We start from the raw sequence: 19,184 nt of genomic DNA on the forward strand, positions 1-19,184 counted from the left end.
TAGGGAGGTTTATGAATGGAAGAATATCTACACCTAATCCCAGAGCGCAATAAAAACATCGAACTGAGAAAAATCGAAGGAAAATACTACCTTTTAATCCCGATGGATTCGCCCCTCGATTTTCTGGCAAGAAAACTCCACGGGGACTACAGGCGAATAGAACTCGACGAAGCTGGGGCCTTCATCTGGGAGTTATGTGACGGTAGGAGAACGGTCGAAGAGATTGGAAAGCTGCTTAAAGGAAGGTTTGGAGATGAAGTAGAGCCACTTTACGAACGTCTGATAACGTTTCTTTTTGAACTTCACAAAAGGAACCTGGTTGGGTTTAAAAGAGTTGGTGAGTTAGAGTAGGTGGTGATACCCCATGAGTGAAGCCCTCAAAAAAGTCACTCAGGAGATTGAAAACCTACGTGACGATATGGTGAAAACCCTGGTGGAGCTCATCAAAATCCCGGCAATAAGCCCGAACTACGGCTACGAGGGCGAATACGATAAGGCCCAAAAGCTTCTTGAGATAATCAAGGACTGGCCCTTCGATAAGGTTGAGGTCTACAACGCCCCTGATGAGAGGGCCAAGAACGGCGTGAGACCGAACATTCTCGCCTATTATTACGGCGAGAAAGGAGAGGACTCACCAAGGCTCTGGATTCTAACACACATTGATGTCGTCCCACCGGGAGACCTGAGCAAGTGGACAATAACCGAACCGTTTAAACCACTCGTCAGGGACGGAAAAGTCTACGGCAGGGGAAGCGAGGACAACGGACAGAGCCTAGTCGCTTCACTCTATGCAGTTAGGGCTATGATGAACCTCGGAATAAGGCCGAAGAGAACGATAATCCTGGCCTTCGTCAGCGATGAAGAGACCGGAAGCAAGTACGGCATCGAGTGGCTTATGAAGGAGCACCCAGAGCTTTTCAGGAAGGATGACCTCGTTCTCGTCCCGGACGGCGGAAATGAGGATGGAACCTTCATCGAGGTTGCAGAGAAGAGCATCCTCTGGTTCAGGGTTAAGGTCAGGGGCAAGCAGGTTCACGCGAGCATGCCCGATAAGGGGTTGAACGCCCACCGCGTTGCCCTTGATTACGCCTATCACCTGGATAAGCGCCTCCACGAGAAGTATTTCGAGAAGGATGAGCTCTTTGATCCACCGGAGAGCACCTTCGAGCCGACGATGGTGAACGGTCCGGCCGATTCACCGAACATTGCCCCCGGAGAACACGAGATAGTCTTCGACTGCAGAATTCTGCCGAAGTACAGCCTGGATGAGATACTGAGCGATGCAGAGAAGCTCGCGGAAGAAGTAAAGGCAAAATATAGGGAGGAAATTGACGGGGAAGTTCTCCCAGAGATAAAGATCGAGGTTATTCAGCGCCTTGACGCTCCGGAGCCAACCGACCCGAACAGCAAGATAGTAAAGCTCCTCCAGGCGGCCCTTAAGGAGCTCCGCGGGAAGGAGGCAAAGGTCGGTGGAATCGGTGGTGGAACCTTCGCAGCCTACTTCAGAAAGCTCGGCATTCCAGCAGTTGTGTGGGCAACACTTGATGAGATGGCCCACCAGCCCAACGAGTACGCGAAGATAGACAACATGGTTGAAGACGCCAAGGTTATGGCGGCCTTGGCGCTGCTCTGATTTTTATCCGTTTCAAGCCGGTTTGAAGCCATCGCCAGGTATTTATACTTCTCCAGTGTAGTAATTTCGGTGATTCCATGAACCGGGCCGTTTTACTGGTTTTGCTCCTCACCGTCATCGTTGCGGGCTGTCTCGGGCAGGCCGAGAATGTCAGGCCCTCCACGACATCAAGCAGCTCAACCTTCACGCCGCCGGGAACGAAATACGACGTGCTGGAAGAGGGTCAGGAAGACCCGGTAGTTGAGGGAATCAACGCCTTTGCCATTGACCTGTATCACAAACTGGCCGAAGAATACGGCAACGTGTTCTTCTCGCCCTACAGCGTTGAAACGGCGCTAGCAATGACATACGAGGGGGTGAGAGGAAGCACGAGGGAGGAAATGGGAAAGGTCCTCCATCTACCCCCCGAAAACGACACGAGGTGGACGGGCTTCAGGTACCTGTTGCTCTCCCTGGGAACCCCAGGCGGTTCTCCATACGTCCTCAAAACCGCGAACGCGCTCTGGGTTCAGAGGGACTACCCAATCAACGAGAAGTACCTCTGGGTCACGAGGGGGTTCTACATGGGTGAGGTCGAGAAGGTCGACTTCATGAACGACCCGGAGGGAGCTGCCAGGGAAATAAACGGCTGGGTGGAGAACCAGACGAACGGCAGAATTAAGGACATCGTCTCGAGGCTCAGCCCCGCGACAAAGCTCGTAATAACGAACGCGATTTACTTCAGGGGGAACTGGTCGAGCAGATTCAAGGTGAGCGAGACAAAGAACGGGACGTTTTACTCGCCATCGGGCCCGGTTACGGTTCCGATGATGCACCAGACCGGGAAGTTCCCATACTTCGAAAACAATGAGCTCCAGGCACTTGAGCTGCCCTACGAAGGCGGAAGGCTGGACATGCTGATAATCCTGCCCAGAAGGGGAAGGTTTGACGAGGTCGAGGCGAGCCTGAGCCTCGGGCCCATAGAGGGCATCCTGAACGGCACAGTGGAGGAGAGCGTGGAGGTAACCCTGCCAAAGTTCAGGTTCGAGAAGGAGTACCACCTGAAGGACACCCTCATGGAGATGGGCATGAGGAACGCCTTCACCTTGCCAGACTTCTCGGGAATCTCGTCGGGAGGTGGCCTGGTTATAAGCGACGTCATCCACAAGACTTTCATAAGCGTTGCCGAGAACGGAACCGAGGCGGCAGCGGCAACAGCCGTCATAATGACCCTGGCTGCCACAGTAGAACCGGAAGACACGAAAGTATTCAGGGCAGACCACCCGTTCATCTTCCTCATCTACGACAGGGAAACGGGGGCAATACTCTTCATGGGGAGGGTGGTGGACCCGAGGGAATGACCAACCCTATTACATATTCTTTCTGTTTCTGCACAGCAGGCATGTGATGGCAACAGCAAATAGTATCACAGCTAACAGCCAGAATTCATGTTTATCTTGGCGAGGGAAGGTAACGTTAGTTCCTTTCGAATGTGAATATGTGGCATTGGCTGAAACGAAAGGAGATGCCATGTTAGAATAGTAAAAACTCGGACTTACAAAAACAGAAGTGCTGTTGTTCGCGGTAGCAAGAACAGTGGAATATCTAAAATTAATCCTGCCAACTTTAAAGGCTTTAAAAGTTCCATTGTAAAAGAAGATATAGATCGGCTTCTTAAGGAGATGCAGGAGTTTGTACTGGTCTATTACCTCACTTTTAATTTTTGACTTTTTCCAAGAGGTCTTAACATAATATGTGATGTTATACTGCTGATCAAGGTATAGCACAGATGCAGAGCTGTTTTGAATAGAACAGTCTTGATACCTAACCCCAGCCCCCCTTATCTCAATGATTACTTTTGGAAGAAATATCAAGCTCCCATTCATGTTATATCCCCACAGGTGCCGGATCCAGCTTTTATCCCAGAGATATGGCAATATTTCGGAAACAGGAACTTTGTAGATACTCTCCCCAAAATTAAACAGTATGGAGCCATTTACAGGAACTCCCTTAACGAATTTTGTTTTAGTCCTAAATCGTACCAGATTTTCCGAAACGTTCAAATTTAGTCTGGGGCACATTGAGTATGCCCTTGTGTAGCACTCAGCCCCAAGAAAGCGCACCCCAGAGGAGTCCACATAGTAGTACCAATCAATTTCCGTGTCGGGATTCACCCATACATCATCGTATGCATCAATCTCTTCGGTGGAGATGAATATTATGTTCGAATTTGGAAGGGTTCCTACGAACACGTGAATACCCCTGGTTGGAGGTAGTCCTTGGGTTATAATCTTGACATTAGATGACACAAAAGGAAATGTAAAAATAAGGAAACACAAGGATACTGCAATTATTTTAAGGAAGCTAGACATACCTTTCACCTAACGTTTCTTGGCAGTACCCATTCATAAAACTAATGTTATTCAAGTTTGTATCAAAGTAGTATGCTCGGTTAATAAACTGCCCGGAACACTCGACGTATTTACATGCCCTATCTTTGTATTCAGTGGAGGGATGCCAAATCCCACTGCAATTATCATCACCGCCTGTCAAAATTCTGCCATCACATTCAAATTCGACGAAGACGTTGCTGGTATTTTTGGAACGATTTATGTCAGTTAGCATATCCACCCATTCACCCAAAGAAAGGCCAGTCCTCACTTTTCCTTCCTCATCTGTCCACTGCACATTTTTATACCAATCCCTGCATTGATAATAATTTGATTGAACGAAGACCAGATCAAAAAATTCTGAACCTCCTGGAATTGACCAATCCTTTCCGCACACTGGATAATCACGGGGCCAGATATCGGTATTTTGGAGGGCATATGTCCTGGCGTAGGGAATCCATATAAACTCAAGGCCTCTGTTGTGGATTTCTTCACTTAAAATGTCAATAGTTTGGGGGTTCACGTAAGGCATTTGTCCCTGATTGCAAAGAACATCTTTATAGTAATTTATAAACATCCAAGCACTTTCAAGACTCCAATAAAATCCCCTGAGGTTGGAAGAATTTACACTCAGTACACCGTTTAGCCAATCAAGCCAGTACTTGTTCCCTCCTTTTGGATTCTCTCGTGGTTCTGGAATATAGCTCTTCCAGTAAGGAATTGCCACATATACCGGGATACTTTTTATTGTCGAGAAGATATCTTCAGCGAATTTTCTCCCATCATTGAAGCCATTTCCAGTGTATACAGCAAGTTCTTTGACACCACTATCTACCCTTTCCCTAGCTGGAAGGGCCACTGCATAGTCAAAGAATCTCCCAAACTCATTCTCAGCATTGCCCAGCGTGGAGACGTTCTCTTCGCCGTTCCACCTAAAATACCACAGTCCAAATGTTGCCATCAACGATCACCAATAGTATTTTAATGACGATATTATTTAAATCTTTCTATGACTTCTAAACAGAATAACTCATAAAGTTGAAAAACCTCCGTGCTGATTATGTTCTCATGCCCACTTGGAAGGACGGAAAGCTCGGTCTTCCGATCAGCGAGGCCGTTAAGATATTCCCGGAGCTCGGAAAATACCTCGACAAGAAAGGCAGGCTGGACTTTTCGAACAGGGAGGCAAGGATACTCTACAACCGGGCTATCGCGAAGGCCGTTTTCGGTCTCGACATAGAATACCACCCGCGCGGACTTGTTACCACCCCCATTTCACGATACATCTTTCTGAAAACCTTCCTCCGCGGCGGCGAGAGAGTTCTGGAGATAGGAACCGGGCATACTGCTATGATGGCGCTCATGGCGGCGAAGCTTTTCAACTGCGACGTTACCGCGACGGAGATTGATGAGGAGTTTTTCGCCTACGCCAAGGCTAACATCGAGAGGAACAATGCCAGAGTCAGGCTAATCAAAAGTGACGGCGGGATAATCCTGGGTGTAATCCCAGAAGGGGAAAAGTTCGACGTTATCTTCTCTGCCCCACCCTACTACGATAGGCCTACGAGGGGAGTTCTGACGGAGAGAGAAGGCGTCGGTGGAGGGAAATATGGAGAGGGCTTCTCAGTGAGGCTTATAGAAGAGGCGCGCGATTACCTCATCTCCCGCGGAAAGGTCGCCCTCTTCCTGCCAGATAAAAAGCCGCTTATCGAGGCAATAACGGAGAAGGGGGAAGAGCTAGGTTATAAAACCAGAGATGTGAGATTCAAAGCCGGAACACGCTGGAGGCACAGTCTGATTTTAACGCTCTGAGGGACTCGGGCCCGTGGGCGTCTCATCACTCACGCCGGAATCAGAGGAGGTGCTTTCTCCTCATCGTCCCTCGATGCTCCGCTGGGCGGAGTTTCACTTCATGTCCTCCACATAGAGGAAGAGCGCCTTGAGGTATTCCGTATCTTTGGAGGCCATAAGTATCGGATGGTCTGGCGCCTGAGTTCTGTAAGGTTCGAGCATTCTGAGGAATTTGCCAGCCTTTGCTGCCGCGGCTATGACCATATCTTTGAAGGTCTGCATGTCCACATGCTGGGAGCACGAGGCAGTAACGAGTATTCCACCTTCCTTGACGAGCTGTAGGCCTGCGTAGTTCACGTTGAAGTAAGCCCTGAGACCGCGCTTTAGGTCCTTTTCATGCTGGACGAAGGCGGGTGGATCGAGGATCACTATGTCGAACTTCTCACCGCGCTTTATCATTTCCTCCATGACAGGAAAGGCAGAGCCAACTATGAACTCCATCCTGTCCTCAACGCCGTTGAGCTTTGCATTTTCTTTGGCCATCTCGATGGCCCTCGGTGACTTATCAACGGCAACTACTTTTTCGGCACCGGCGACGGCCGCATGGATAGCGAAGCCGCCAGTATAAGTAAACACATCCAGAACCTTCATCCCAGGCTTGACATACTTTTCCAGAGCTATCCTGTTCTCCCTCTGGTCGAGGAAGAAGCCTGTCTTCTGTCCGCGCATGTCCACGATAAACTTTGCCCTTCCTTCCTCTATTATCGTGCGATACTTCTCCTTGCCAAGGAGGACGCGCTCTATCTCGGGCAGGCCTTCCCTCCTGCGCGAGCGACCGGTGTTCTTTTCGAAGACGGTCTCAATTTCGGGCTCGGCTTCCATTATAGCCTCGGCCAGATCAAGCTTGAAGCGCTCCATTCCAACACTTGAAATCTGGAGAGAGGCTATCTCGTTGAAACGGTCCACGATGAGACCCGGCAGGTAGTCAGCCTCACCATAGACCATTCTGTAGGCCTTATCGTAGCCGAGAACCTTCTTCCTGTACTCATTGGCCTTTTTGATTCTCTCCCGAAAGAGTTCCTTGTTTATCTCAGTATCTTTGTCCTTCGTGACGAGGCGAACCATGATATTTGAGTTGGGATTAACGAAGCCCTTCCCAAGGAATTTCTTTCCGCGCGTGTAAACCTCAACGATGTCTCCCGGCTTAACCTCGCCCTCAACGCGGATCACGCCCTTTTTAAAGACTATCATCGCGCCTTTACCTATAGCTCTCGCGGCCTGAGCGTCAACGTAAACCTTCGCCATCCCTCACCACCGTGGGAAGTTCGGCGATAGGTATATAACCCTTAGCGTCCTTAATATTTAATGGTGGTTCTATGAACTTCGATGTGGTGAAAGAGTTTCTGGAAGAAATCGGGGCGGATTGGACAGAGATAGATGGCGAAATCCACCTCGATCCCAAAATTTTCTACGAAGTCTGGAAATATATGGGAGAGCCTGACCTCGAGACGTACGTTATAGAGTATGAGGTCGTAGAGCCCGGTTCGTACAATCCGCCCGAGAAGAAGTACGTCAGCGCTAAGACCGTTAAAATCAAAAAAGCCTACTTTACTACCCTTGACGGCAAGAGGATAGTCACAGACTATGTGGAACTTCAGAAGATTCTAAAAGAGAAGTTCATCTGATCCTTCTCTTCTTATTCGATTATTATCGAAAGCATCAGCACTCCCATGCAACTCGTTCTCTTGACGCCAAGGTTTACGGCTAGAAGACCGATTAGGGTCGCCCCAGTTAAGACAAGGAGACCAAAAAAGCCGTCAAAAAAGTAGGAAAGGACAAGGAGAAAGAGAGCCACAGCTATATTGAGTGTCCTGTAGGGCATTTGAGAGACGATACTCAAAATAATATCCGCAAGGGCCTCTCCATAGGCCAGAACTACCATCGAGACAAAAAAGGCTGCAAGAAGATAAAATCGAAGGGCTTCTTCTCCAATGGGCGTCATCAGGGCGACGATGCCGTTTCTTATCCTGCCCGTTGCCAAGAAATTCGCAAAGGAGAAAAGGAAGTTTGCAGTGTTGACGGAGAAAACGATTGTAAGGAAAGAGCGTTCATCCTGTGAAAAGAAAGAGCCCAGCAAGGCCGCTTGAGAGGCTGTGAAAGCTGGAACGAGTGAAGCAACCATGCCGAGAAGTGTCCCAAGGAAGGAAAAGCCGATGAAGCTTTTTATGCTCATTTTAATGCCCCCATCTCCAGGGTTCAGGCGAGGATTCTTTGAGCCAAGCGCCACAATAAGCACAGGAAGGCCAAAGAGACCCGCGAAGAGGTGGTAGTAAGGCTGGCTGAGTGAGAGCCTAAAGGCAAAGATACCCAAGATTCCCGAAAGGAGAAAGACAAAGAGTGCGAAGAGCTTTCTCCAGCCGCGTTCCGTGAGTATCAGGGTCAAAGCAAGGAGCAGAACGAGGAGCCTGCCAAAATCTGGGCGGTATAGAGGAGCCAGAAAGAGATACAGGGTCATCAGGGGAGCAGCCATTAGTACGGAAAGAAAACTGGCCCAGAGAGCTATCCTAACTACTTCCATCGCTCTGCCCTCGAGAACGAGTCTATGTGCAGGAAGAACACTGAGGGAAGTTCCCTCATCTGGAACGCCGAAGAATGCCGATGGAATGACGTCAAGAAAAGTGTGGGTCAATCCCATGGAAAAGAGGAGCAGGTTACCGTCTACTCCCACACTTGAGAGAAAAGCAGCCAGCGTATTCACGTGGATCCCGGGGGAGATACCGCTCAGCGTTCCGCCGAGGATCCCGGCTAGCATCTCCCGGAGCAAAGGTCATCACCCGAGGCTATTTCAAAGGCCGGCATGCCGCGGTAGGTCGTGAAGATCCCATAGGCCGTGACCGTCTGATTCTCCTCCAGTGAGACTTCAAGGGATTTCCTGAGCTTTAGGAGAACCCAGCAGTTTCCATTAGTAATGTTCGCAAGCCCAAAGCCGTTTTTGTATACTTTAACCCATTCGACCCAGCCGCTCACTTTTGCGAATTCCCCCACCTCAAACGAGCAGATTTCATTGGGAAGCTCCTCCCTTGGCGTAACAATCTTGCAATTCATGCAGTAGAGGGAGGATTTCCTCCTGATGGCCTCGAGGTAAACCCTATCTCCTACCCGGGCAGAGAAGCCGTAGAGCCTCAAATCAGTACAGTTCAGCTTGAGAGAGCTCCCACTCCCAATGACAGTGCAACTTCCAACCGCCACTTCACCAATCTCAGCATGTGAAACGTCCCTGCGTCCTGCATCTCCAATAACTTGTATGTCCTCCCGAGAATCTACAATAAGGGAGAGCTTCGAGTAAAACCGCACTATCCCAACAACGCGAACCCTCTTGCCAAGCTCGAGTTTCGTTCTATAGGGGAGATACAGTACTATTTCCTCACTACCGTTCCAGAGTACTGTTTTTGAGCCGGCGTAGATAATGATTCCCTCAACGCTCCAAGGCATACGATCCTTAGGCTTCTCTGAGAATCCAAGGGTCTCGTACCTCACAGGGTAGAACTTCTTCCCGTACCAGATGCCCTCAACCCTAACTAATTCACCTTTTCTTACATCAATTGGGATTCCCAGTTTTATTTTGCCTGGAGCCAGCAGGTAATGACCGTCTGATGGCCAGTATGCCCCTTTAATTACATCAAGATGGAAAGATGGCTCTGCGGACTCTACTCTTCCCAGACGCATTCTTAACCCAGAAGTGGAATTGAATAACCTTCCCCTTATCCGGTAAACTTTACCCTCCTCAAGAGCTGTATACACTCCCACAACTGTTTCCCCATCGCTCAACACAGAGAAAGAGTCCGAAGAGTAGACACACAATCCGGTGAACTCCTGGAACTCCCGAGTGCTCTCGCCAAGTAGGGCCATGGTGCCGAGAACTACGATTGATCCAATTATTAAAACAACCACCAATCTTTTGTTTCTCACCATGATTTTTAGTAATAACTGAGGTTTAAAAAATTTATCCCAAAACCTGCAACGATGCAGAGGGATACAGAAAAGAGTAGGAGGTTAGTAAACCTCACCGCTCGGGTAAACAACGATACCTTCCTCGTTTATTTCAAATGGATACTTCTTCATAGAGTGCTTGGTTTCACGCATCTTTCTGATCAGGAGGTAGCGCTTGAGCTCGACCTCCTTCTCAACGAAGTCGAGAAGGATAACTCCCCTCGCAATGTACTCCTCCATACCGTACCTGCTTATCCTGCCCCTGCTTGGATCGGGAGCTTCAGTGGTTAAGATCGAAGTAACGCCCATCTCCAGGAGTATTGTGTTGAGCTGCAGGAGAACCTCCCTTATTCTGGACTCCTCTTTGAGCCTGAAGGCTATCGACGGGATAGAGTCAATGACGAGCCTCTTCGCGTTTATGGACTTAACCACGCGGTAGATGTAGCGGAGAAAGTCCTCAGCGTTGAGGTTGCCTTCAAGAACGTACTGCTCCTCCGAAGGAAGCCCTACGACGGCACTGACGCCATCAACTATAGCTATCTTTCTCTCCCGTTCATACCTCTCGAGATCCCACCCAAAAGCTCTCATTTCCCTCCTGAGATCCTGTGCTCTCTCCTCAAGGGTAACTATGACCCCTGGCTCGTTGTACAACTCAGCACCTTTATAGACGAACTGAACGCCAAAGGTTGTCTTACCGCTTCCAGTCGGACCGGTAACTAGAACGGTAGTTCCAACAGGAAATCCCCCCTCAATTAAATCATCAAAACCAGGAATCCCGCTTTTCACTCTTTTGATGGTGTATTTCGTGACCATTCAAATCACCTTTAAGAGTTCTTTACGAACTCATGTTTTTAATTTCTAATATAACATGTAGAGTCGAATAGATATAAAACTTTTGGGATGCAAGTAGCCACTTCACCCAAAACGGTGAAAAATCGAGAAGTGTTTTGAGGTTTGTAGCTTTCTCTGCTGCAAAGGCTGTAATAAAGACATGGGCATGCTTCACAGAGTTTGAATTAGTAAATCTAATTGCAAACATGCAATGTTCTTGTCAGCAGACAAAACTTTCTTGGGGAAGGAAACCGTTTTATGTTCCAACCAACACCTATTGATGAGAGGTGAGGTCATGCTGGATCCCTTTGGAGAGGCTACTCGAGAGTACTTGGAGAAGCTTGGTGTTGAAAAAGTGGACGAACTTTTTATGATAATCCCAATAAGAGTAGATACAGATACTGTCACACAAAGAGTCGCATGGATACTAAATAACGCAGAACCGCCAAAGGAACTTGTAGAATTAGACAGAATTCAAGGAGAACTTACAGACATTCTAACGTTTTATGCACTGCTGGGGGCGCTAATAGTATCTCCTTATGGCATAGAAATGGAACTAGTGAAATATACCAATATGAAAATATACACAGCAAGATTCAAGGAGAGACTCGGCGAAATAAACAAAGAAATAGAGTCATCAAAGCAAACAGAGCTCCTCAACAGCCTCCTTAATCAATTATCAATAAAAGTCAAAGCTGTTTCAAAGGATGAAATCCCCCAAAGAGACAAAGTCATTCTTGAGAAGACACTGTGGCAAAAGCAATTCGAAAAAGAGGATATTGAAGAAAAGAAGTTAAAATTCAAAATTCATATGAGTGATTTCTTCAAATTTATTGGAGATGACCTGAAAAAGTATTATATTAAACGGGGGTATGTGTACATCCAAGAAGGTATGCTAATCGAAGCGTGGCAACGTTCATTCGAATTACATGTTGAACGAGCAGTAAATAAGCTCTACGAGAAAAGAGACATTATTCTCCAAAACTATTACATGGAACTAAATACCAAATTAAAAGAGATAGCCAGGGAGTACTTTAAGGAAAGACTCGAGAGGATGGGTTCTGCAGAGGCCCAACCGCTTCGCTTTGAGCTGTTCCCCCCATGCGTTAAAATCGCCCTTGGCGGCGTCCCCGCTGGTTTGAGGAACTACGCGATAACCGTCCTCCTGACGAGCTTCCTGAGCTATGCGAGGCTCTGCCCCAACCCACCGCGGAGAGACGTCAGGGTCAGGGACTGCGTTCAGGATTTAAGCGTAATCGAGAAGGAGATATTTCCCATTATCATAGAGGCAGGAAACAGGTGCAGCCCACCGCTGTTCGAAGATCAGCCTCACGAGATCAAAAACATCTGGTACCACCTCGGCTTCGGCTTAACAGACAAACCAACGCTCGAGGACAGCGGGAACTCTACATGGTACTTCCCTCCCAACTGCTCCAAAATAAGGGCCAATGCTCCCCAGCTCTGCAAGCCCGACAGACACTGCAGGAACATCAAGAACCCACTGACGTACTACCTGAGACGGCTCTACCTGGAGAACAGAAAGAAAGGGGAGCGCGAAGAGGGTGGTGGAAGTGGCTGAGCTATTTAGGGAGGTCACCAAAGAAGAGAGAGTCCTCTACTACAAAGCCGAATGGAACGCAAAGAAGCTACCAAGGTTCCTAGTTGAGAAGCTGGAAAACAGGGAGTTCGGCTTTGACCACACAGGGGAAGGGCCAAGCGATAGGAAAAACGTCTTCATGGACGTCAGAGATCTGGAGGACTACATCAAGGCCACGGCCCCCTATGCGATTTACTCGAGCGTTGCACTGTACGAGGATCCAAAAGGGATGAGCGGCTGGCTCGGTGCGGAGCTGGTGTTCGACATAGACGCCAAGGACTTGCCCCTGAGAAGGTGCGGACACATTCACGAGCACGGAAAGGTGTGTCCAATTTGTCTGGGTGACGCGAAGGAGCTCGCAAGAGACACCCTGGTGATTTTAAAGGAGGACTTCGGTTTTGAGGATGTTCACGTGGTCTATTCCGGGAGGGGTTATCACATAAGAGTTCTCGATGACTGGGCCATCCATCTTGACTCGAAATCAAGAGAGAAGATTTTAGCCTATATTTCGGCGGCCGAAGAGGTAACTTTCGAAGACATCCAGAGCAGGAAGATAATGCTCTCCTCGGGCTACTTCAGGGTCTTTCGCCTTCGCTTCGGCTACTTCATCGCCCGCGCCAACGAGAATCACCTGCTTAACATCGGGCTGAGAAAAGGGCAGGTGAAGAAGATACTCGAGAGCCGCGATGAGATATACGAGGGCTTCGTCAGAAAGGGTCTTTTAACGGCCTTTCCACAGGGGATAGGATATAAAACACTGGCGAGGCTGTTCGCCCTCTCCAGCACTTTCTCAAAGGCCTACTTTGACGGGAGAGTCACGGTTGACGTCAAGAGAATCCTCCGCGTTCCATCCAGCCTGCACTCAAAAGTTGGACTGGTAGCGACATACATCGGCTCAGACGAGAGAAAGCTCAAGAAGTTCAATCCCTTCCGCGATGCGGTTCCAAAGTTCAGGGAGGAAGAAGTCAAAGAGGCCTACGAAGAGTGGCTCGAGCTTCACGGGGATGAGCTGTGAACGGAAGGCTGAAAATAATTGTCTCAATGCTCATATGGGGAAGCGTGGGCATCTTCGCGCGTTTTTCCAACCTCTCAGGACTAGGGGTAGCCTTCTTCAGGGTCTCATTAGGCGCGCTGCTACTCTTTCTAACCTTCGGAACCGGGAAGATGGCATGGCTCAGAGAAGTCAAGAGATCCCTGAAAGAGAAGACGAAGCCCCTCATCGCACTCGGAGTTGCCTTGGCCCTCAACTGGGTATTTCTCTTCACAGCCTTCAACTACACCACGATAGCGAAGGCCGTGCTCGTTTACTACCTCGCTCCGGTCATCGCCACCATAATATCATGGCGCTTCCTAGGAGAGAGGTTAACCCCAAAAAGGTGGGCCCTCATAGGTTTGGCCTTCCTCGGCTTGCTCCTCATAATGAGCGGGGAAAAGCTAAACTTCAACGACAGAGACTTTCTGGGAGTAATCTTCGCACTAACGGCAGCGTTTTTCTATGCCCTCATCCCGAATCTCGGAAGGTTCCTGAGGGATGTTGAGGGCTCGGTTCTAACTTTCCTCCAGCTGGCGATAGCATCACTGGTTCTTGCGCCGTTTATGGTAGTTTCAGGCATTGGAGACCCGGTCTGGTGGGCTATCATAATTCTTGTCGTCATTCATACTGCCCTCGCGCTCTTCTTATACATGGATGGCCTGAAAGATGTTGAGGTCAACGAAGTGGCCATATTGAGCTATCTAGACCCTATGAGCGCCGTGGTTTACGCGTTCCTAATTTTCGGTGAAGTTCCAGAGCTCAGAACAGTCATAGGCGGTGCGCTGATTCTTCTGGCATCGATGCTAGACGTTTGGGCGAGGGGGTCGTAGCCCGCCTTCTGTGTCAAGGGGGCATTCGACTGAGCGGCCTACCACGGGACTCCCACCGGGAATTCATCGTCCCTTCTTCGGCCTTGCACCCCGCGGGACGGCCGTTTCACCGCTCCCTGACAGGTCGTCTGCGGGTTAGCTCGGGAGCCGTCGCCGGCCCCTTCGCCGCTTTCATCCCCATCCCTGCCAGGACGTGTCGTTTCTGCGCCGTTGCCCTCCCTCTCGGGAGGTGCCTTACGGCACCGCGGCCCCGGTGCGGTGGGCGGAACTTCCTCGGGAGTGCCCCGAGAGCCCCCGACCCCCTCGCCAAGAAGAGTTATGAAAAAGGGATAAAAAGGTTTGGTACACCCAGATCACTTCTTCGGAAGCTCCCTGTTTTCCGGGAATCTCGGCTCCTTTGGCCTTCTGAACCTTCCAAGGGGCGAGCGCCTCTTGGGTTTAGGCCTGACACGCTTCTTGGATTTTTCTCCAGCTCTCATGTAGTAGAAAGCACCTGCTATGAAGAGCAGGAAGACCATTATAACGAGAACTATCCACCAGATTGAGGAACCGTTGCCCCCAGAGGTCGTCGTGGTGTTCGACGGACTAGTTGTCGTTGCTGTGGTCGTGGTTGGGGGAGCCGGCGGCTGGAGGTAGAGCTCACCCTTTGAGGTGCTGGTTTCATCCATTGAAACGAGCGTAAACTCGTATTCAACAACCTCCCCAAGGGGGAGCTTGAACTTGAGGGCTATTTCATTAACACCAGCCTTAAGTGTTTCCTGCAGAGAATCCTTGTAGAGAACCTTACCCCCACTTGTTATCCTGTACGTGAGGATAACGTCAACACCATCCTCACCGGGATTGAGAACCGTGACCTTGAACAGTACTTCCTCATCCGAGAGGCGCTCATAGGTTACGTTTCTGATCACTGCCGGAGCTAGGACTGTATAAGAAACGTTGCCCTCGCCGATTAATCTGCCGTTGAAGGTCAGCTTTATGAAGGCAGTTATAGAGCCCGAAACGTTCGTGAGGAGAGGTACGTCCAGAACATCCGTGCCTCCCTGAATGGTTACCGGAGTTGTCACCTTCAATATGGGGGTCTCATCCCGATACGTCTCCACTGTTAGATTCACGCCTATCGCCCTTTCCGAAAGAACGGTGAGGTAAGCTCTGTTCTCCTCCCCGAGCTTTACTTCATCCGCCTGGAGGGAAAGGCCAACGAGCCTAACTCCAAACTTAACCTGGAACTCCCGGGAATACCTGTAACTATCACCATCGTATTGAATGGAGTACTCAAGCCGGTAGATGCCCTCTGGGACTTCATAGCCCACGGGGATTTCAAACTTGACGAGGTTATCGCCCGGGGCCATCTCCAGCGTTCTATTTTCGAAGAAGTAGACTATCCCGTTTCCGGTGAACGAAACGGAGGCATTAATCGTAACTGCAGAGTGACCAATGTTGATAACGTGGGAAAAAACAACAAGGTTTTCACCGTTCAGGATGTATGGGGAGCCGGGTCTTTCCTTGACGTAGGCCTCAGCTACTTCAAAACGGAGCGGTTCAGATATAACGTTGAGGGGAACCTTGGCGTGGACTATGTACATGGAGCCACCGGCAGTGAATGCCCAGAACTTGAGGTAGAGGGTGTAAGTTCCCCCCTCAACGCTGCCGTTGCAGGAAATGTTGTAAGAGAGGGAATATGTCTTCTGGGGCGACCAGTCGCTGAATATCCTCGGGCTCACTGTAAGATTGAATCCCTGGACAATGTTTCCTTCCGAATCTTCAACCCAGAAGCTCTGGTAGCTGACCACCTTGAAGCTGAATCCACCTACGTTGGTAAGCTGAATTGTCCCGGTGCTGTAGTCTCCCCTGAGAACGGATATTGTATCGTTAGTCGTGAAGCTCACGAACTGAGCGGAGGAGCCGGGTAGGGTTGAGATAACCAGCAGTAAGGCAATCAACGTGACCATTGCCTTCCTCATGCGTTCCCACCATTGGTAGTTGTACTTTGTCCATATAAAGGCTACTCCCCATAAAAAAGAAGCAGTAGCCCCATAAGAACCAGACCAACAAAAAAAGTCACCGCAAGCTTGTACCAGAGCAGCTTAGAAAAGTGTTCCCTGATTACCAATGCGAGGATGAGGAGCATGAACCCGTAAAAGATCGTGAAGATTCCGAGGGCCACGTTAAGCTTAACTCCGAGGAGAAGGAGAACACCCAGCAGTGCCCCGGCTAACACCGTCACATGAGGAACCGTAAAGAGGAGATAGTCCCGAAGAACCTTTGTGTCCTCGTTCATACCTATCACTCCGCTATGAATGCGTATGTCGTTGTCGTAGGAAGAGCTTTTCTAATTTTCGGGAGAATGTATCTTGGGTAAAGTCCTTCGCTTTTGTCCTCCAGTATATCGTATGTGCCGAGAATTTTGTCTATAACCTTGACCTCTACCCTTCCTCTAACCCGGAAGTATCCCCGGTAAGTCGTACTTATCTCCAAGACTATTGGGACTCTCAAGGTATCCTCCTCACCGTCATCTATAAGGGAACGAAGATACTCGAGCTCAGAGCGTTTGAAGTAGTGATAGCTGCCATCGCGAAGCCGAACCTTTGGCTCATCCTCGTTAATGAGCTGGCCGAGTGTAGGTCTTGCAGAGGGCAGATGGAGGTTCACTCGGGCGATTTCCCTATTGAGAATATCTTCGGCTGTGGGCATGTTTTTGCATACACTTGACACCCAAAAACCTTTGTTTAACATAAATTTGTAGAATAATTCAAGTATTACGAACGAAATCTACAAAATTCTGTCAATCGACCCTCTACACCCCGCATTCTCGTCATAATGACAAGAAATCAACAAAAATGCTTTTATTGGATAAATTGTTCATCAGATTGTCATTAAAACTGAACATTAGAACAGTAAATGGTGGTAAAAATGAACGAAATTGTCAAGGTGGAGGGAACAGATGAAGTCTACACCAAATCCCCAAGATTCATTCAGCTGATATTCGTGGACATCAATGGGGTTCCAAAGGGGATGGAGATACCTGCGAGCAGGTACGAGGAGGCAATAACAGATGGAATAACCTTTGATGGTTCCTCAATCCCAGGCTTTCAGGGAATAGAGGACAGCGACCTCATCTTCAAGGCAGACCCAAGCACCTACGCCGAAATTCCATGGGAGGGCATAGCCAGAGTTTACGGCTACATCTACAAGGATGAAAAGCCCTATCACGCAGACCCGAGGGGAGTTCTCAGGAAAGTCCTGGAAAGGCTCGAAAAGGAGGGGTTCACGGCCTACATCGGCCCAGAACCAGAGTTCTACTTATTCAAAAAGAACGGTTCGTGGGAACTCCACATACCAGACAGCGGAGGCTACTTCGACTTGATAACCCTCGACAAGGCAAGGAGTATGAGGAGAGAGATAGCCCTTTACATGCCAGTGTTCGGCCTCGTTCCAGAGGTGCTCCACCACGAGGTTGGGAAGGCTCAGCACGAGATAGACTTCAGATTTGACGAGGCACTAAAGACGGCAGACAACATCGTGAGCTTTAAGTACATCGTCAAAGCTATAGCCGAGATGCGCGGACTCTACGCGACTTTCATGCCCAAACCACTCTACGGCATGCCCGGCAACGGAATGCACCTTCACATAAGCCTCTGGAAGGGCGGAGAGAACGCTTTCAAAGGTGAGGATGAGCTCAGTGAAACGGCCCTGTACTTCCTCGGGGGAATACTCAAGCACGCAAAGGCTCTAGCTGCAATCACGAACCCCACAGTGAACAGCTACAAGCGTCTGGTTCCGGGTTATGAAGCTCCAGTCTACATAAGCTGGGGCTACAGGAACAGGAGCGCACTGGTAAGGGTTCCGGCCTTCTGGGGTGACGGTGCAAGGATTGAATACCGCTGCCCGGACCCGAGCGCAAACCCATACTTCGCGTTTGCAGCGATATTGATGGCGGGACTTGATGGCATTAAGCGGAAGATCGAGCCTGATGCATACGTTGAAGAGAACGTCTACAAGATGAGTGAAAGCAGAAGAGAGGAACTTGGCATCGATACACTACCCGGAAGCCTGGGTGAAGCCCTCGAAGAGCTCAGGAAGGACAAAGTTGTCAAAGAGGCCCTCGGAAAGGCCTACGAAAACTTCATATCTTACAAAGAGCTCGAGTGGGAACGCTACGTTGAATACCTCGAATCAAAGGAGCTGCCACTGGAGACGAAAAAGGTAACGGAGTGGGAACTGGAGAGGTACTTCCACGTCTAATGCACTTCCTCGAGGACAACTTCTTCAGGTTTTTCTTCCTCTTTCATGTGAATGAGCATCGAGCCGCCTATGATAAGGGCTGCCCCTGCGAGCTGTTTTATGGTAAGGGTTTCCCCAAATAGCAGAAAGGCCAAAATTATGGCAACGACTGGCTCTATCGTAGCTACTATTGAGGCCCTGCTGACCTCTATCTCCTTTAGAGCACGGTTGTATAGTATGTATCCAAGGAAAGTCGGGAAGAACGCGAGCGCGAAGAGGTAGGGAACTGCTCCCGCTGGAACGCCGAAGTCCGCGAACGGTAAAAGGTAAATCATACCAAAAAGCAGAGTGTAGAAGAGTGCCTTTTCAGGCTCTTCCTTTCTGACGGCTAACTTGGCGAGAACGCCGTAGAGTGCGTAGGTGAAGCCTGTGAGAAGGCCGAAAATAAGGGCCTTCGTAGAGAACTGGACATCGCCCCAGTTAACGAGGAGAACCCCAGCCATTACCATTGTCAGCGCGATAACCTTCTCTCTCTTGAGAGGCTCTCTAAAAATCAGACTGCCCAAGATTATTGAATAGATTGGCGCAGTATAGAGGAGCAGAACTGCAAAAGAAACCGAGGAAATCGTGACCGTATAAAAGTAGAGGGTATAGAACAGGAAGATGCTGAAAAAACCGTAAGAGGCGTAGAACTTTAGGCGAGAACGCTCTATGGAGAAGCTACCTCGAAAGGATAGATAGACTGCCAGGAGAATAAGTGCAAAGAGAACGCGGTAAAAAACCATTGTAAACGGACTGAGCCCAAAGCCATCAAGATACTTGGCGAAGATGCCCAGTGTCCCCCACATTGAGGCAGCAAGAAAAACGAAAAGATAGCCTTTCTTCATGG

General features: G+C 49.3%; 19 protein-coding genes and 1 other RNA gene. 9 read left to right on the plus strand and 11 right to left on the minus strand.

Translation table 11 applies throughout. The features are described 5' to 3' along the window. Window positions 1-15 precede the first annotated feature (15 nt). The 3 genes from E3E33_RS00875 to E3E33_RS00885 all read left to right on the plus strand — a co-directional run bounded on the left by E3E33_RS00875 (window position 16) and on the right by E3E33_RS00885 (window position 2,973). Entirely contained in the window at window positions 16-351 is a 336-nt protein-coding gene (locus tag E3E33_RS00875; protein WP_167711418.1) for a PqqD family protein, read from the plus strand. 13 nt (window positions 352-364) lie between these two features. Beyond that, a complete protein-coding gene (locus E3E33_RS00880) occupies window positions 365-1,633 on the plus strand; it encodes a M20 family metallo-hydrolase (protein ID WP_167711419.1) in 1,269 nt (422 codons plus the stop codon). A 77-nt stretch (window positions 1,634-1,710) separates the two neighbouring features. Then, a complete protein-coding gene (locus E3E33_RS00885) occupies window positions 1,711-2,973 on the plus strand; it encodes a serpin family protein (RefSeq protein ID WP_167711420.1) in 1,263 nt (420 codons plus the stop codon). Between the two features lie 9 nt (window positions 2,974-2,982). Here E3E33_RS00885 and E3E33_RS00890 read toward each other — a convergent pair whose 3' ends face one another. Both E3E33_RS00890 and E3E33_RS00895 read right to left on the minus strand, forming a co-directional pair. Further along, a complete protein-coding gene (locus E3E33_RS00890; RefSeq protein WP_167711421.1) occupies window positions 2,983-3,984 on the minus strand; it encodes a hypothetical protein in 1,002 nt (333 codons plus the stop codon). Further along, window positions 3,977-4,963, minus strand: a complete 987-nt coding sequence (locus E3E33_RS00895; protein ID WP_167711422.1) for a hypothetical protein — start codon at window positions 4,961-4,963, stop codon at window positions 3,977-3,979. Before E3E33_RS00895 ends, E3E33_RS00890 begins: the two co-directional genes overlap by 8 nt. A 107-nt stretch (window positions 4,964-5,070) precedes the next feature. Here E3E33_RS00895 and E3E33_RS00900 point away from each other — a divergent pair, with 107 nt between their 5' ends. Then, on the plus strand, window positions 5,071-5,814 hold the full coding sequence (locus E3E33_RS00900) for an RlmF-related methyltransferase (protein WP_167711423.1): 744 nt from the start codon (window positions 5,071-5,073) through the stop codon (window positions 5,812-5,814). Between the two features lie 93 nt (window positions 5,815-5,907). Here E3E33_RS00900 and E3E33_RS00905 read toward each other — a convergent pair whose 3' ends face one another. After that, window positions 5,908-7,098, minus strand: coding sequence for a class I SAM-dependent rRNA methyltransferase (locus tag E3E33_RS00905; protein WP_167711424.1), 1,191 nt, complete (start codon window positions 7,096-7,098; stop codon window positions 5,908-5,910). 71 nt (window positions 7,099-7,169) lie between these two features. Here E3E33_RS00905 and E3E33_RS00910 point away from each other — a divergent pair, with 71 nt between their 5' ends. After that, on the plus strand, window positions 7,170-7,478 hold the full coding sequence (locus E3E33_RS00910) for a DUF5748 family protein (protein ID WP_012572744.1): 309 nt from the start codon (window positions 7,170-7,172) through the stop codon (window positions 7,476-7,478). An 11-nt stretch (window positions 7,479-7,489) separates the two neighbouring features. Here the strand turns inward: E3E33_RS00910 and E3E33_RS00915 are convergent, their stop codons facing one another. The 3 genes from E3E33_RS00915 to E3E33_RS00925 all read right to left on the minus strand — a co-directional run bounded on the left by E3E33_RS00915 (window position 7,490) and on the right by E3E33_RS00925 (window position 10,596). Then, window positions 7,490-8,605, minus strand: coding sequence for a tripartite tricarboxylate transporter permease (locus E3E33_RS00915; protein ID WP_240911983.1), 1,116 nt, complete (start codon window positions 8,603-8,605; stop codon window positions 7,490-7,492). Continuing rightward, entirely contained in the window at window positions 8,599-9,765 is a 1,167-nt protein-coding gene (locus E3E33_RS00920) for a hypothetical protein (protein ID WP_240911984.1), read from the minus strand. Before E3E33_RS00920 ends, E3E33_RS00915 begins: the two co-directional genes overlap by 7 nt. 81 nt (window positions 9,766-9,846) lie before the next feature. Beyond that, on the minus strand, window positions 9,847-10,596 hold the full coding sequence (locus E3E33_RS00925; protein WP_012572741.1) for an ATPase domain-containing protein: 750 nt from the start codon (window positions 10,594-10,596) through the stop codon (window positions 9,847-9,849). A gap of 313 nt (window positions 10,597-10,909) precedes the next feature. Here E3E33_RS00925 and priL point away from each other — a divergent pair, with 313 nt between their 5' ends. Genes priL through E3E33_RS00940 form a run of 3 tightly spaced genes read left to right on the plus strand, consistent with a single transcriptional unit; the run spans window position 10,910 to window position 14,074 of the window. Continuing rightward, entirely contained in the window at window positions 10,910-12,193 is a 1,284-nt protein-coding gene (gene priL, locus E3E33_RS00930) for a DNA primase large subunit PriL (protein WP_167711457.1), read from the plus strand. Beyond that, on the plus strand, window positions 12,186-13,226 hold the full coding sequence (priS, locus tag E3E33_RS00935) for a DNA primase catalytic subunit PriS (protein ID WP_167711456.1): 1,041 nt from the start codon (window positions 12,186-12,188) through the stop codon (window positions 13,224-13,226). The genes priL and priS overlap by 8 nt, the downstream gene beginning before the upstream one ends. Further along, the gene (locus E3E33_RS00940) at window positions 13,223-14,074 is read left to right on the plus strand and encodes a DMT family transporter (protein WP_012572738.1); all 852 of its coding nucleotides are present in this window, start codon (window positions 13,223-13,225) and stop codon (window positions 14,072-14,074) included. Before priS ends, E3E33_RS00940 begins: the two co-directional genes overlap by 4 nt. Here the strand turns inward: E3E33_RS00940 and rnpB are convergent. From rnpB to E3E33_RS00960, 4 genes are all read right to left on the minus strand, one after another. After that, window positions 14,060-14,381, minus strand: an RNA gene (gene rnpB / locus E3E33_RS00945) — RNase P RNA component. The genes E3E33_RS00940 and rnpB overlap by 15 nt on opposite strands. Before the next feature lie 46 nt (window positions 14,382-14,427). Beyond that, complete coding sequence (locus tag E3E33_RS00950; RefSeq protein ID WP_012572737.1) at window positions 14,428-16,035, minus strand: hypothetical protein; 1,608 nt, start codon at window positions 16,033-16,035, stop codon at window positions 14,428-14,430. 41 nt (window positions 16,036-16,076) lie between these two features. Continuing rightward, a complete protein-coding gene (locus E3E33_RS00955) occupies window positions 16,077-16,352 on the minus strand; it encodes a hypothetical protein (protein ID WP_167711426.1) in 276 nt (91 codons plus the stop codon). A 5-nt stretch (window positions 16,353-16,357) separates the two neighbouring features. Then, a complete protein-coding gene (locus E3E33_RS00960) occupies window positions 16,358-16,765 on the minus strand; it encodes a DUF61 family protein (RefSeq protein WP_012572735.1) in 408 nt (135 codons plus the stop codon). 219 nt (window positions 16,766-16,984) lie between these two features. Between E3E33_RS00960 and glnA the strand changes: the two genes are divergently transcribed. After that, window positions 16,985-18,316 (plus strand): type I glutamate--ammonia ligase, encoded by a 1,332-nt coding sequence (gene glnA / locus E3E33_RS00965; protein WP_167711427.1) that lies wholly within the window; start codon window positions 16,985-16,987, stop codon window positions 18,314-18,316. Here glnA and E3E33_RS00970 read toward each other — a convergent pair. After that, window positions 18,313-19,182 (minus strand): EamA family transporter, encoded by an 870-nt coding sequence (locus tag E3E33_RS00970; RefSeq protein WP_167711428.1) that lies wholly within the window; start codon window positions 19,180-19,182, stop codon window positions 18,313-18,315. The genes glnA and E3E33_RS00970 overlap by 4 nt on opposite strands. Window positions 19,183-19,184 lie beyond the last annotated feature (2 nt).

It is taken from the genome of Thermococcus sp. GR5, from assembly GCF_012027535.1.
Classification (GTDB): domain Archaea; phylum Methanobacteriota_B; class Thermococci; order Thermococcales; family Thermococcaceae; genus Thermococcus; species Thermococcus onnurineus.

Coding starts and splice junctions, on each gene's coding strand:
- E3E33_RS00875 (WP_167711418.1), top strand. CDS start 16: ATGGAAGAATATCTACACCTAATCCCAGAGCGCAATAAAAACATCGAA.
- E3E33_RS00880 (WP_167711419.1), top strand. CDS start 365: ATGAGTGAAGCCCTCAAAAAAGTCACTCAGGAGATTGAAAACCTACGT.
- E3E33_RS00885 (WP_167711420.1), top strand. CDS start 1,711: ATGAACCGGGCCGTTTTACTGGTTTTGCTCCTCACCGTCATCGTTGCG.
- E3E33_RS00890 (WP_167711421.1), bottom strand. CDS start 3,984: ATGTCTAGCTTCCTTAAAATAATTGCAGTATCCTTGTGTTTCCTTATT.
- E3E33_RS00895 (WP_167711422.1), bottom strand. CDS start 4,963: ATGGCAACATTTGGACTGTGGTATTTTAGGTGGAACGGCGAAGAGAAC.
- E3E33_RS00900 (WP_167711423.1), top strand. CDS start 5,071: ATGCCCACTTGGAAGGACGGAAAGCTCGGTCTTCCGATCAGCGAGGCC.
- E3E33_RS00905 (WP_167711424.1), bottom strand. CDS start 7,098: ATGGCGAAGGTTTACGTTGACGCTCAGGCCGCGAGAGCTATAGGTAAA.
- E3E33_RS00910 (WP_012572744.1), top strand. CDS start 7,170: ATGAACTTCGATGTGGTGAAAGAGTTTCTGGAAGAAATCGGGGCGGAT.
- E3E33_RS00915 (WP_240911983.1), bottom strand. CDS start 8,605: ATGCTAGCCGGGATCCTCGGCGGAACGCTGAGCGGTATCTCCCCCGGG.
- E3E33_RS00920 (WP_240911984.1), bottom strand. CDS start 9,765: ATGGTGAGAAACAAAAGATTGGTGGTTGTTTTAATAATTGGATCAATC.
- E3E33_RS00925 (WP_012572741.1), bottom strand. CDS start 10,596: ATGGTCACGAAATACACCATCAAAAGAGTGAAAAGCGGGATTCCTGGT.
- priL (WP_167711457.1), top strand. CDS start 10,910: ATGCTGGATCCCTTTGGAGAGGCTACTCGAGAGTACTTGGAGAAGCTT.
- E3E33_RS00950 (WP_012572737.1), bottom strand. CDS start 16,035: ATGAGGAAGGCAATGGTCACGTTGATTGCCTTACTGCTGGTTATCTCA.
- E3E33_RS00955 (WP_167711426.1), bottom strand. CDS start 16,352: ATGAACGAGGACACAAAGGTTCTTCGGGACTATCTCCTCTTTACGGTT.
- E3E33_RS00960 (WP_012572735.1), bottom strand. CDS start 16,765: ATGCCCACAGCCGAAGATATTCTCAATAGGGAAATCGCCCGAGTGAAC.
- glnA (WP_167711427.1), top strand. CDS start 16,985: ATGAACGAAATTGTCAAGGTGGAGGGAACAGATGAAGTCTACACCAAA.
- E3E33_RS00970 (WP_167711428.1), bottom strand. CDS start 19,182: ATGAAGAAAGGCTATCTTTTCGTTTTTCTTGCTGCCTCAATGTGGGGG.